An 11,966-nucleotide genomic window follows, 5' to 3' on the forward strand; every position below is an offset into this window, starting at 1 on the left:
GCCAAACGTAAGCGAACGGTTATAAATCAATCTGCGCCGGGGGGCTAGGACGACGCTCGATCTGCTTGAGGACAGGTGGTGGCTCGCCGTGGCCCTGGTCTTCGGGTACGAGCAGCATCTCCTTGGTAAAAATCGAGGCCCGCCGGTCGTAAAACGAGAGCTCGTATTGGTGTTCCAAGACAATCGCGTTGGTTGGGCAGGCATCCTCGCAGTAACCGCAGAAGATGCAGCGCAGCATATTGATCTCATAGGTTGCCGCGTAGCGTTCGCCAGGGGAGCGCGGGTTATCGGGCTCATTCTCGGCGGGAATGACCAAGATTGCATCGGCGGGGCATGCGGCAGCGCAGAGCGAGCAGCCGATGCAGCGTTCGCTCCCGTCAGCAAAGCGCTTGAGTTCGTGCCGCCCCCGGAAGCGTTCACGCACCGGGCGCTTCACCTCCGGGTATTGCACCGTCACCGGCTGACGAAACATATACTTGAGGGTTGTACGTAGACCCTTAACAAGTTCTCCAAACATTAGCCCATCTCCTTCAAGTCCTTCACATAGGTCACGTTATCTACGGGCTTGGGCACCCGATTGATGCCCATCGCAATCACAAGTGTGAGTACACCCAGGGCCAGCAAGACGAAGGAGGCGAGCGTTTCGTTGGGAATGAGCACAAAGGCAACCGCAGTGTACACGATGTTGAGCAGAGCAAGGGGCAAGAGCCACTTCCACCCCAGATCCATAAGCCGGTCGTAGCGCATGCGCGGCCACGAGGCGCGAATCCAGACCGAGAGGAAGAGGAAGGCGACCAGTTTGAGCAGGAAGGCGCCGAGCGAGGCCAGCCCAACCGCGATGCTGGCAGCCATGGGACCCGCCAGGTTTTCCACCCCCGCCCCCAAGGTATAGAGGCCGGGGAAGCGCCAGCCCCCCATAAAGAAGATGACCGCAATCGCGCTGACGGCAATCAGTTTAATGTACTCGGTCATGAAGAAGAGTGCAAACTTCATCGAGCCATACTCTGTATTGTAACCGCCAACCAACTCCTGTTCGGCTTCAACCAGATCAAAGGGTAAGCGCACCACCTCAGCGGTCGCGGCGATCATAAAGATCACAAAGGCCAAAAATTGGGGCACAATCCCCCAGAGGCCCGCTTGGGCCACCACGATCTGGTGGGTACTAAAGGTGCCATAGGTCATGACCACTGCCAGCACCGCACACGCAAGGGCTAGTTCGTAGCTCACCAAATGGGCCGCCGAGCGGATGCCGCCAAGCATCGAGTATTTGTTGTTGCTGGCCCAACCGGCCAGTGTAATGCCATAGACCCCAATGCTCGTGACGGCAAGCAGATAGAGGACACCAATGTTGATTTCGGCTACCTGCAAGATGTTCTGCAGCGGCGTAGTTGCCTGGGGCTCGAAACATGCCTGCCAGTTACCACGTATATCCAAGCAGCCAAAGGGAATTACGGCCCAAATAATGATCGCCGGTATTACCGCCATTGCCGGCGCCAATAGATAGACCGCCCGGTTGGCTGCCGAGGGCACGACATCCTCTTTGAAGAAGAGTTTGACCGCATCGGCCACCGGCTGAAGGAAGCCATTTGGCCCGGCGCGGTTCGGCCCTATCCGATTCTGAAAGCGCGCCAAGAGCCGCCGCTCGAAGAGCGTGAGGTAGGCAAACGCCGTGGTTACCCCGAGGGCAATCACGAAGCATTGGATGATCAGGATAAGCAGAGCGATCCAATCCATTTATACTACCACCTTCACTAAGCTAACCCGCGTGCGCGGGCCGGTCTGGATGCGGCTGAGGCAGAGCCCTGGCAGGCCAGCAGGAACCATGACGAGGCCAGGGGGCAGGTCGGCGTGTACACGGGCGGCGGCACTGAGTTCACCCACCGCCGAAACAATGCGCACGCGGTCGCCATTCTGGATGTTGAGCTTTTCGGCGTCGCTCTGGCTGATCACAATGGCGGGTTGGGCAAGCTGCCGTTCCAGCAATGAGCCGCGTAGCAGCGGATCGCCGCCGTAGGCCAATGGTTGCGCCAAAAGCAGCAACGGGCGCTCGTCCTTCACCACCGGGGCCGGACGGGGGCTCAGGCTCAGGGTGAAGCGCCCAGTGCTGATCAAGCTCGGCAGGGCGATGCCGATACCCTCGGTGTTCTCGTAGCTCGTGCCATCGTAGAAGACCGCTTCGTTGGCTTGGCGGCCCCAGACCCCCGGGTTGCCAGTGGCAGCCAGGGCTTCGTAGGTCACCCCGCCATAGCTAGGCACGCGCTCGGCGATCTCGGCGGCAACCTCATCGGGCGTGAGGTAGTCCCAACGCGGCGGTTCGGGCGGCCTGGTCACCACCTGCTCATTCTGGCCTTTGGCCGTCTTCGCACCTTTGGCTGCCTTGGCGGGCTTTGCGCCCTCCGCCTCGACCCGTGGGTGCGGCAGCACCATCATGTCGGCGAGCATCTGGGCCACATCTTGGAAGATCTGCCAATCGGGGCGGCTCTGACCGTGGGGCGCACGGGCGGCGCGTGAGCGCTGCACCCGCCGCTCGGCGTTGGTGTAGGTCCCATCGCGTTCCGCAACGCTGGCAGCGGGCAGCACCACATCAGCCATACGTGCCGTCTCGCTCATAAAGAGCTCTTGCACCACCACAAACTCTGCGGCGGTAAGCGCCTCGCGGGCATCGGGCAGACAGGCAGCCGGGTCGAGGCCCGCGATCCAGAGGGCGCGTACATGGCCATCGCGGGCGGCGCTCCAGAGCTGCTGGGCCGGTAGGCCGCGCTGAGGCATCAAAACATAGCCCGGACGCGCATCGGGGCGCACGCCGAGATCGAGGGCCCCACGGCTGTTGCCGCCGGGCAGCAGGGCAATCATGCCACTGTTGGGCTTGCCTACGTTACCACTGAGTACCGCCAGAGCGCCCAGCGTCTCGATCAGCGCCAAGCCAGCGCTACGCGCCTCTGCGCCATACATAATCAACCCATGCTCGGCCTCAAGCAGCGCCGTAGCCAGAGCCACAATCTGCTCATGGGCTATACCGGCGGCTGCGGCCAACTGCTCAGGCGTCTGGGCCAGCACCTGCTTACGCAGCGCATCGAGGCCACTATGCTTCAGTTTGATCCGCTCGGCAGCACCACGTTCCAACAGTTCGCGCACCAACGCCCGTGCCAACGCCAACTCGCCCCCAACGCTATAACGCAAAGCCTGCGTCGCCGAACGTTCCAACTTGGTAGCACGCTGATTGGCCACAAACAACTGGGCCCCCCGCTGAACCAGCGCCCGCAGGCGCAACAGATAGAGCGGTGCCTCCTCTTCGGGATCGGCCCCAAAGACCAAGACGGTCGTTCCGGCCCCCAACTCCATCAGATTGGTACCCTTACCAACCGCCAGCAAACCACCCAGATCATCGTGGTCGCCATCATCAGGGCTGCCAAGGTGGTGATCAAGATTATTGCTACCCAACTGTTCACGGAAGAGCCGTTGGAAGAGGTAGAGATCCTCATTGCTCAGGCGCGGAGCCGCCAGACCCGCAATCGCACTACCCCCACGGGCACTCTGCACCGCCGCCAGCTTTTCAGCCACCAGCGTCAACGCCTCCTCCCAAGAAGCCTCAACAAAATGGTCACCGTGGCGGATCAGCGGCGCATGCAGGCGACTCTCGTGTTCAATAAAGCGATGACCAAAGCGCCCCTTATCGCAGAGCCAAATATCATTCACCGCCCCATTCTCACGGGGCATCACGCGCATCAAGCGGTCGTGGCGCATATCAAAATTGAGATTGCAGCCAACCGGGCAGAGGGTACAAATCCCCGGCTTAGAGCTCAACTCCCAGACGCGGGCCTTAAAGCGAAAATCGGCAGTCGTCAGCGCCCCCACGGGACAGATGTCGGTCGTATTGCCCGAAAACTTACTTGCAAAAGGCGGATCACTCTTCGAGACAATCATCCAATTGCGTCCGCGATGATCAAAGCCCAACACCGAATCGTCAGCCAATTCATCCTGGAAGCGCACACAGCGCGAACAGAGAATACAGCGTTCGCGGTCGAGCAGAATCAGATCGCCAAGCGGCACCGGCTTCTCAAAGTGTACCTTATCATTATAATCAAAGCGGCTCTGCCCCGGCCCCCACTCCATCGTCAGATTCTGCAGAGGACACTCACCGCCCTTATCACAGACCGGGCAATCGAGGGGATGCGACGTCAACAGAAACTCAAGCACACCCTTCTGGGCAAACTGCACCTCTTCCGTCTTGGTGTTAATCACCATACCCTCACTAACCGGCGTCGTGCAGCCCGTCTGCAACTTAGGCATCAGCGCAATCACCGGCTGCCCCTGGGCATCCATGAGCGGCTGGCGGGTCGCAGGATCAAGCTTCGGCATCCCAACCTGCACCAGACACATGCGACACATGCCCACCGCTGGCATACGGGGATGGTAGCAAAAGACCGGGATCGCAATCCCGCCCATGCGGGCCGCATCCACCACATTGGTGCCCGCCGGAACGCTAAAACTGCGTCCATCAACGGTAATCGTCACATCTGGCATAGGGAGGTTTCTCTCTAGGGTTTATGCAGCCATCTCTTTTATTGCGCGTTGGCGACTACGCCGTCTGGCGGGGGTTTGGGGGAGGCTGCGCCTCCCCCGAAAAATGTTTCTTAGTTGCGTTGTTGCGGCTTCGCCGCAACAACGCAACAAGAAACTATGACATCAATTAGTTCGTAGCGATTGCCGTTATCGGGAAGGGCTTCTAGGTCAGCGATGACCCAGCGCAGGGCAGTATGCATCGCTCCCTCCTCTAGCCCTTGACAATCGCTTCAAACTCTTCGGGGAAGAGTTCCAGGGCGCTCTTGATCGGCATGACGGCGCTCTCGCCCAAGAGGCAGAAGCAGTTGCCCTCCATTTGGCGGTAGATGCTGTGCAGGGTGGGGATGTCGTTGGCTTCGCCGTGGCCCTCTTCCGCCATGCGGTGCAGCACCTTGACGAGCCAGTGGGTGCCTTCGCGGCAGGGCGTACATTTGCCACAACTCTCATGCTTGAAGAATTCGTCCATTTTATAGGCAACATGGGGGGCTTTTACGCTGTCGTCCAGCACAATCACCGCGCCTGAACCAAGCATCGAACCAGCCGCCGCAACCCCCTCATAGTCCAAAGGCGTGTCGAGATGCTTGGCGGTGAGCCAAGGGGCCGAGGCACCCCCAGGGATAATAATCTTCACCGGGCGCCCGCCGCGCATGCCACCTGCATACTCAGGGCTTTCGATCAATTCGCGCAAGGGCACCCCGAAGGGCAGTTCATAGTTGCCAGGACGATTGACATGGCCTGAAATGGAGAAGCATTTGGTGCCCGGACTCTTCTCGGTGCCGTGCGAGCGGTACCACGCCACGCCCTTCTCGATGATGCGCGGCACATTGGCGAGCGTTTCGACATTGTTGATGATCGTCGGCTTGCCATAGAGCCCTTCCACCGCCGGGAAGGGCGGCTTGAGCCTCGGTTGGCCCAATTTGCCCTCCAGCGATTCCATTAGGGCCGTCTCTTCACCACAGATATAGGCACCGGCTCCACGATGGATATAGATGTCAAGATCGTAGCCCGTCCCTAGAATGTTTTTACCCAAAAAGCCCGCTGCATAAGCCTCTGCAATTGCCTGTTCCAACAGCAGCGCAGCGGAGGCAAACTCGCCTCGCATGTAGATGTAGGCGGTATGGCACTCAATTGCATAGGCCGAGAGGGCAACCCCCTCAATCACCTGATGGGGATTGCGATCAATAATCTGGTGGTTATTGAACGTCCCCGGCTCCGACTCATCACAATTGCAGAGCAGGTAGCGCGGATAGACCCCTTTGGGCAAGAAGCCCCACTTCACCCCCGTAGGAAAGCCCGCGCCGCCACGCCCACGCAGACCAGAATCCTTCACCTGCTGCACAAGCGCAGCGGGCGTCTGCTCGCGCAACGCAGCCGCGTAGGTCTCCCAGCCCCCAACCCGCCGATAGACGGCAAATTGGTTGATGTCGGGGTGGTTCAGTTCGCGCATGATGATATATTCGCTGAGGGGCATGGGTGTACTTTCTAGTAGGAAAGTAGGAAAGTATAGGTGTACTGGCTTACAGTCTTTAGATGTCGCAAACCTATTTGTTAGGGAAGGTTTCAGAAACAGCCTTTCAGCTTTACAGTTGGAGTGCCGACTTTAGTCGGCATCCGGGGGTTGTCGGCGACCTCAGCCGACTAAAGTCGGCACTCCGTCGGAGGCCAAACTATAAAGTGGCCTGAAACCCCATCCCTAACACCAATTTTCTATTTCCTCTCTCCTCGCTCCTGCTGGTAAGGGGCATCGCGGGGGATGTGGACAATCCCTTGGGGCCCAAGCAGATAGTCTTCAGCAAAGCGCCCCGAGACGCCACGCTGTTTTGCTTCGGCGGCACGGGCACGCAGGTTGTTCAGCAACTCCTCAGCCCGCTCGGCATGCACATCGTAAATATAGTCGAGATTCGCCTGCACCACGGGCGCACGGTCGCACGAGGCCAGACACTTGACCCGTTGCAGGGTAAACATACCATCAGCGGTCGTCTGCTCCTCACTGATGCCCAGCGTAGCCTTGAGCGCCGCGATCAACTCTTCAGCCCCCACATAACAACAGGGCACATCGTCGCACACCTGGATCACCCATGTCCCCACCGGGCGATCATAGAAGAGCGTATAGAAGCCGACCACCTCAAAGACCTGGGTAGGCGGCAATTCAAGAATCTCGGCCACCTCACGGATCGCTTCTGGGCTCAGGTACCCATAGGTATCCTGGGCCAAGTAGAGCAACGGCAGCACCGCGCTACGCTTACTGGGGTAACGCCCAATGATGGTTTCGATTTCAGCTTGATGGGTTTGGAGGAGCATATGGTTTTGTGATTACAGGGAGGGGGGAGGAGAACAGCAGAACAGGGGAACAGGGGAACAGGGGAACAGGGGAACAGGGGAACAGGGGAACAGGGGAACAGGGGAACAGGGGAACAGGGGAACAGGGGAACAGGGGAACAGGGGAACAGCAGAACAAAGAACAGGGGGGGAGCAGAATAGCAGGACTAAGAATAGCAGAACAAAGAACAGCAGAACAAAGAACAGCAGAACAAATATTACCAGATTATCCACACATGAACGGAAGGCAAATTCTGTTCCTCTGTTCTTTCGTTCCTCTGTTCTTCCGTTCCTCGGTTCTTCCGTTCTTCCGTTCCTCTGTTCCTCTACCGGTCTACCTCCCCCAACACCGGATCGAGGCTAGCCACAAGGGCGACGAGGTCGGCCATGAGGCGACCTTTGGCCATGTGGGTGAGGGCTTGCAGATTGATAAACGAAGGGCCACGGAAGTGGACACGCCAAGGTTTGGGGCTGCCGTCGCTAACCACATAGCAGCCCAAGACGCCACGAGGACTCTCGATGCTCACATAGCTATCACCCACCGGCGGCTTAAAGCCTTCCGTCCAGAGCTTAAAGTGGTGGATCAGCGCCTCCATGCTATGGGTAATCTCCTGCTTGGGCGGCGGTGCCACTTTGCGGTCGTGGGTCATGAAGTCGCCGGGCGGCATAGCGCACAGACGCTCCCAGGCTTGACGGGCAATCCTCACGCTCTCGCGCATCTCGGCCATGCGCACGCGATAGCGGTCGTAGTTATCGCCCTTCTTGCCAACAGGAATGCGGAAATCGTAGGTCTCGTAGCCGCAGTAGGGCAACGCCTTGCGCACATCGTAGGGTACGCCGGTGGCACGCAGATTTGCGCCACTGAGCCCCAGGGCCACCGCATCTTCCGCATTCACCACGCCAACATCAACGGTACGCTCAAGCCACAGGGGGTTGCCAGTAAGCAACGCCTCATACTCATCAATGCAGTCAGGCATAACCTGGAGCAGCGCATCCACCGTGGGCAAAAAATCGGCGGGCAACTCGTAGGCCACGCCCCCAATGCGGATGTAACTGGTCATCATGCGCGCCCCAGAGACCAACTCGAAGATGTCGAGGATCTGTTCGCGCTCGCGCATAGCATAGAGGAAAACACTCATAGCCGCGAGGTCGAGCGCGTGGGTACCCAGCCAGACCAAATGGGACGAGATGCGTTGCAATTCTACCAGCAGCACACGAATGACCTGAGCCCGTTCAGGAATCTCGACGCCCATCAACTGCTCAACGGCCAAGGCATAACAGAGATTATTGGAGAGTGGCGCAAGATAATCCATGCGGTCGGTCAAGACCACCGCCTTCTGGTAGGTCTTGCTCTCCATCGTCTTCTCGATGCCGGTATGCAGGAACCCAACATCAGGCGCAAGGTTGACAACCAATTCGCCATCAAGCTCAACCACAACCCGCAGCACCCCGTGGGTACTAGGGTGATGGGGCCCCATATTGAGCACCATCGTCTCACTGGCCCCTGCGAGGGCGGGAGCCATGATCTCTTGGGGCGTCGGGATTTGGATGGTCATAGGCGCAATCTCAATTCCAGGCAAGGCGCATGGCCCTACTCTTTAGCAAAGGGCTTCTGGGCATAGATGCGATCTTGGTTGAAGGTAAAGGCGATCTCCTCTTCAACCAAAGGATGATCCTTCCGTTGCGGATGGCCCACCCAATCATCAGGCAACAGAATGCGGGTCAATGAAGGATGGCCCGTGAAGCGAATGCCCATCAGATCGAAAGCTTCACGCTCTTGATAGTTTGCCGTAGGAAAGATCGGAGTAAGCGAATCCAGCGTGGGATCGGCTTCAGGCAGACCAAGCTTGAGGCAGACGCGATGGATATGCTGCATACTCACCAGGTGTACTACCACCTCAAAGCGGGGGGTACGCCCCAGATAATCTACGGCACAGAGATTCTCAAGGAAGGTATAGCGCAACGCGGGATCATCACGCAGCCACTGGGCCACCGCCACATAAGCTTCGCGGCGCAGGTTGACACGCAGTTCGCCGTGAGCCTCATCGGTCGCTAAGATCGCGTCACCAAAGCGGTCGCGCAGATGTTTAAGCAGAGTCTGGTTATCCATAGGCCCACCTATTGCTACCTACTTCTTCGCCACATCCACCTGCAACAACGCATGCTGCAACGTAATCGGCGCTTCCTTGACACCACTAATCTTTTCGCGCTGCACCTTAGCGTGGAGCATCATAATGCCATCAATCAGCGCCTCGGGCCTAGGGGGGCACCCAGCGACATAGACATCCACAGGCACCACCTCGTCTACACCTTGGACAATGGCATAATTATTAAAGATACCACCACAGGCGGCGCAATCGCCCATCGCAATCACCCACTTGGGATCGCTCATCTGATCATAGAGGCGGCGCACCACCGGAGCCATCTTGCGGCTAACCCGCCCGGCCACAATCATGAGATCAGCTTGACGGGGCGAAGCGCGGTTGATCTCCATCCCAAAGCGCGAAAGATCATAGTTAGCACTCTGGGCACCCATCATCTCAATCGCGCAGCAAGCCAAACCAAAGAGCAGCGGCCACATCGCATTGGTACGGCCCCAATTGACCACATGCTCAAGCGAGGTAGTCACCACCCCCAGATCGGCTGCTTTCTCTTCTATTCCCATTTCAGTGCCCCTTTCTTCCATTCATAGACAAAGCCCACCACCAGCACCATGAAAAAGACGCCCATGGCGATCAGGCCGGGCACCCCCAGTTCGCGGAAGACGAGGGCGTAGGGATAGAAGAAGATGACCTCAATATCGAAGATGATGAAGAGCATCGCCACGACATAGAACTTCACCGGGATGCGCCGGATCGCGGCCCCAATCGGCTCCATGCCCGACTCATAGGGCGCCAGCTTACGGGGCGTGCCGCGCTGGGGGCCGAGCATAGCCGAAACAGTGATCACAAAGACGGCAATGAAGACCGCGATGCCAAAGAGAATCAGAATGGGCACGTAGGCAGCGAGCATAGATACGCTCCAGAGGGTGCATGCGGAAAGGCTTCAGAGCCATGGTACCATTCTTACGTGGATGCGTGAGGCGAAGAAGCGAGGGCTCCGCACCCTCACGTCATCGCGTCCTCGCAAACTGCAAGGAGGCTACGAACCATCCCTTAACACCGTTATAGCTTATATCAGGAATTATACCCGCGATTATACTTGTGTCAACGGACACAAAGCAAGGCAAAGCAATGTGCAAAGGGTTGGAAAGAGGGGGGGAGGGAAACAACATGCTGGGTGCGCGGGCCTTCGGCCCGCATGCGGGCCTTTATGGGCCAACAAGAAATGTGTTTGTTGCTGCAACGCCCCAGACCTGGCAGGTGGGGCGCGTGCAGCCACCATGAGGGCGTCAACGATCCCATCGCGCCGCACCTGCGAGGTCTCATGGGCCGTTGGACACCCCTTCAGACCTGCCAGGTGTGCGCCGTTGGGTCTTTGGGGCTACGCATGGTGGCTGCACGGCGCCCACCTAGCAGGTCGTTGGGTCGCGTTGCATGAGAAAATTCTTAACACCGCATTCAAAGCTTCCCAAAAACTGTATAGCTGAAAGCCCCACAACACAACGCCCCCCGTTGGCCCTGGCCGACGGGGGGCGTTGTGTTGTGGGGCGCAACTTCGCAGGCTACGATGCCAGTGGGCATGTCTTGCACCAGATGACCGGCGCGGACACCCATGTGATCTACCGCGTCAACTTCTGGCCCATTGGCAGATCTCTGCATCTGGCTTCTCACATGCGATAGCCAATAGTTAAAGCAGTGCGCAAGGCGTTCGCACGACGCAGCGGCCCCTTCATCGATGGGGCAGACCTACTACCAGCGCGCCAAAAGCGAAGCCGCCGCAGGGCTGACGATCGCGCCGATCACCCCGTACATCAAACCGACCAGCCCCTTCTTGGCAACGAATGAACGGATATTCTACTATTATAACGCCGTTCTTCTATGACGCCGATCAGTAAGGTGGCGTCGGTGGTTCCAGCAACGGTGGCGTGGTTCGTTGCGCCAACCAGCGCTGGAGGGATGTCTGGCTCTCATTGGACGCTTTTCCGCTCAGCAGGTGTTCGACCTTAATGTCTTCATCCAGATCCGGCCAGTGAATGCCAACGCCGTCCCCCATCAACCGCCAATGCTGCCGTTCTTGGGGGGTACCGTTGACTAAGCGTGGATACCACGTCAGCGGCACGATGATCGTGCGCCCGTCCTGTAAATCAACCGTGAGCGCATCCTCGGAAATCGTGACCTGTTGGGCACGTGCAATGGGGACATCACGGGTTACAATGCTCATCCCATCCTCCCAAGAGTGTCGCGTGGTGTTCCTCGACAAGGCGCTGCATCCGGGTCAATTCACGGCGACTGAAGCCACCACTCTCGGCCAGCCGAACGGGCGTGAGCCAGAATTTGGCAATCTGGGAGTCCCGTTCTATATGCACATGGGCAGGCTCACTACAGTCCGCCGAGTAGAAGAAGAAGCGATAGGGGCCGATACGCAAAATGGTGGGCATGGCCTCCTCACGTCCAGACAGCGCGATAGTGCATCCACGATACAAGGGAAGCACGAAGCTGTCAAACCTACGATACACGCAGAGCCATTTCGATGACGGATCGGTGTGTATCGGGGCGTCGGATGGATGGGGGGCTATCCATGTTTTTGCGTGCTTCGGATCATCGGGAAGATCGCCACCACACGGTACAGCCCGCGATTCGGAGACGTGATGCCGCCACGATATGTGCCGGAACGCTGCCGCCCAAAGCTGGGCTTCAGCGGCACCGCTGGCTGCTTTCATAGATCGAGGTGAGCGACGGCACGAGACGGCGTGATAAAAAACCGCCAACTCACGGGACGCGCCAGCGGCGTCCGCTGCGACCCATGTTGGGCGGGCGCTTACAAGGTTTAATGGCAATAGCGCAAAAGGAGCGCTGTTGGGGAAGCAGATTTTGTTGCGTACCCCATTACTTTGTCACTCTGAGTACCTCATGGCCCGCAGGCCAGTGGCACGGAGAGAAACAGCGTGAGTGCGCTGCCCCTCCGCTGGCTGAGCTTGTCGA

Annotated in this window: 11 protein-coding genes; all 11 read right to left on the minus strand. The window is 58.5% G+C overall.

Features of this window, described 5'->3' with window-relative positions:
- Positions 1-19 precede the first annotated feature (19 nt).
- On the minus strand, positions 20-517 hold the full coding sequence (gene nuoI / locus CJ255_RS12655) for an NADH-quinone oxidoreductase subunit NuoI (protein ID WP_097644466.1): 498 nt from the start codon (positions 515-517) through the stop codon (positions 20-22).
- Positions 517-1,734, minus strand: coding sequence for an NADH-quinone oxidoreductase subunit NuoH (gene nuoH / locus CJ255_RS12660; protein ID WP_097644467.1), 1,218 nt, complete (start codon positions 1,732-1,734; stop codon positions 517-519). Before nuoH ends, nuoI begins: the two co-directional genes overlap by 1 nt.
- Positions 1,735-4,524, minus strand: a complete 2,790-nt coding sequence (gene nuoG / locus CJ255_RS12665) for an NADH-quinone oxidoreductase subunit NuoG (RefSeq protein ID WP_097644468.1) — start codon at positions 4,522-4,524, stop codon at positions 1,735-1,737.
- A 250-nt stretch (positions 4,525-4,774) separates the two neighbouring features.
- Complete coding sequence (gene nuoF / locus CJ255_RS12670; protein ID WP_097644469.1) at positions 4,775-6,034, minus strand: NADH-quinone oxidoreductase subunit NuoF; 1,260 nt, start codon at positions 6,032-6,034, stop codon at positions 4,775-4,777.
- Between the two features lie 236 nt (positions 6,035-6,270).
- Positions 6,271-6,864 (minus strand): complex I 24 kDa subunit family protein, encoded by a 594-nt coding sequence (locus tag CJ255_RS12675; protein WP_097644470.1) that lies wholly within the window; start codon positions 6,862-6,864, stop codon positions 6,271-6,273.
- 344 nt (positions 6,865-7,208) lie between these two features.
- A complete protein-coding gene (gene nuoD / locus CJ255_RS12680; RefSeq protein ID WP_097644471.1) occupies positions 7,209-8,438 on the minus strand; it encodes an NADH dehydrogenase (quinone) subunit D in 1,230 nt (409 codons plus the stop codon).
- 35 nt (positions 8,439-8,473) lie between these two features.
- Positions 8,474-8,992: an NADH-quinone oxidoreductase subunit C gene (locus CJ255_RS12685; RefSeq protein WP_097644472.1), complete on the minus strand. Its 519-nt coding sequence runs from the start codon at positions 8,990-8,992 to the stop codon at positions 8,474-8,476.
- An 18-nt stretch (positions 8,993-9,010) separates the two neighbouring features.
- Positions 9,011-9,547, minus strand: coding sequence for an NADH-quinone oxidoreductase subunit B (locus CJ255_RS12690; RefSeq protein ID WP_097644473.1), 537 nt, complete (start codon positions 9,545-9,547; stop codon positions 9,011-9,013).
- The gene (locus CJ255_RS12695; protein ID WP_097644474.1) at positions 9,538-9,894 is read right to left on the minus strand and encodes an NADH-quinone oxidoreductase subunit A; all 357 of its coding nucleotides are present in this window, start codon (positions 9,892-9,894) and stop codon (positions 9,538-9,540) included. The genes CJ255_RS12690 and CJ255_RS12695 overlap by 10 nt, the downstream gene beginning before the upstream one ends.
- Positions 9,895-10,872: 978 nt before the next feature.
- A complete protein-coding gene (locus CJ255_RS12700; protein WP_097644475.1) occupies positions 10,873-11,205 on the minus strand; it encodes a DUF2442 domain-containing protein in 333 nt (110 codons plus the stop codon).
- Entirely contained in the window at positions 11,186-11,422 is a 237-nt protein-coding gene (locus CJ255_RS12705; protein WP_097644476.1) for a DUF4160 domain-containing protein, read from the minus strand. Before CJ255_RS12705 ends, CJ255_RS12700 begins: the two co-directional genes overlap by 20 nt.
- Between the last annotated feature and the right edge of the window lie 544 nt (positions 11,423-11,966).

The sequence above is a fragment of the Candidatus Viridilinea mediisalina genome (genome assembly GCF_002532535.1).
Lineage (GTDB): Bacteria > Chloroflexota > Chloroflexia > Chloroflexales > Chloroflexaceae > Viridilinea > Viridilinea mediisalina.

Bases quoted from the DNA above. Each gene is read 5' to 3' on its own strand.
- nuoI (WP_097644466.1), bottom strand. From the start codon at position 517: ATGTTTGGAGAACTTGTTAAGGGTCTACGTACAACCCTCAAGTATATG.
- nuoH (WP_097644467.1), bottom strand. From the start codon at position 1,734: ATGGATTGGATCGCTCTGCTTATCCTGATCATCCAATGCTTCGTGATT.
- nuoG (WP_097644468.1), bottom strand. From the start codon at position 4,524: ATGCCAGATGTGACGATTACCGTTGATGGACGCAGTTTTAGCGTTCCG.
- nuoF (WP_097644469.1), bottom strand. From the start codon at position 6,034: ATGCCCCTCAGCGAATATATCATCATGCGCGAACTGAACCACCCCGAC.
- CJ255_RS12675 (WP_097644470.1), bottom strand. From the start codon at position 6,864: ATGCTCCTCCAAACCCATCAAGCTGAAATCGAAACCATCATTGGGCGT.
- nuoD (WP_097644471.1), bottom strand. From the start codon at position 8,438: ATGACCATCCAAATCCCGACGCCCCAAGAGATCATGGCTCCCGCCCTC.
- CJ255_RS12685 (WP_097644472.1), bottom strand. From the start codon at position 8,992: ATGGATAACCAGACTCTGCTTAAACATCTGCGCGACCGCTTTGGTGAC.
- CJ255_RS12690 (WP_097644473.1), bottom strand. From the start codon at position 9,547: ATGGGAATAGAAGAGAAAGCAGCCGATCTGGGGGTGGTGACTACCTCG.
- CJ255_RS12695 (WP_097644474.1), bottom strand. From the start codon at position 9,894: ATGCTCGCTGCCTACGTGCCCATTCTGATTCTCTTTGGCATCGCGGTC.
- CJ255_RS12700 (WP_097644475.1), bottom strand. From the start codon at position 11,205: ATGAGCATTGTAACCCGTGATGTCCCCATTGCACGTGCCCAACAGGTC.
- CJ255_RS12705 (WP_097644476.1), bottom strand. From the start codon at position 11,422: ATGCCCACCATTTTGCGTATCGGCCCCTATCGCTTCTTCTTCTACTCG.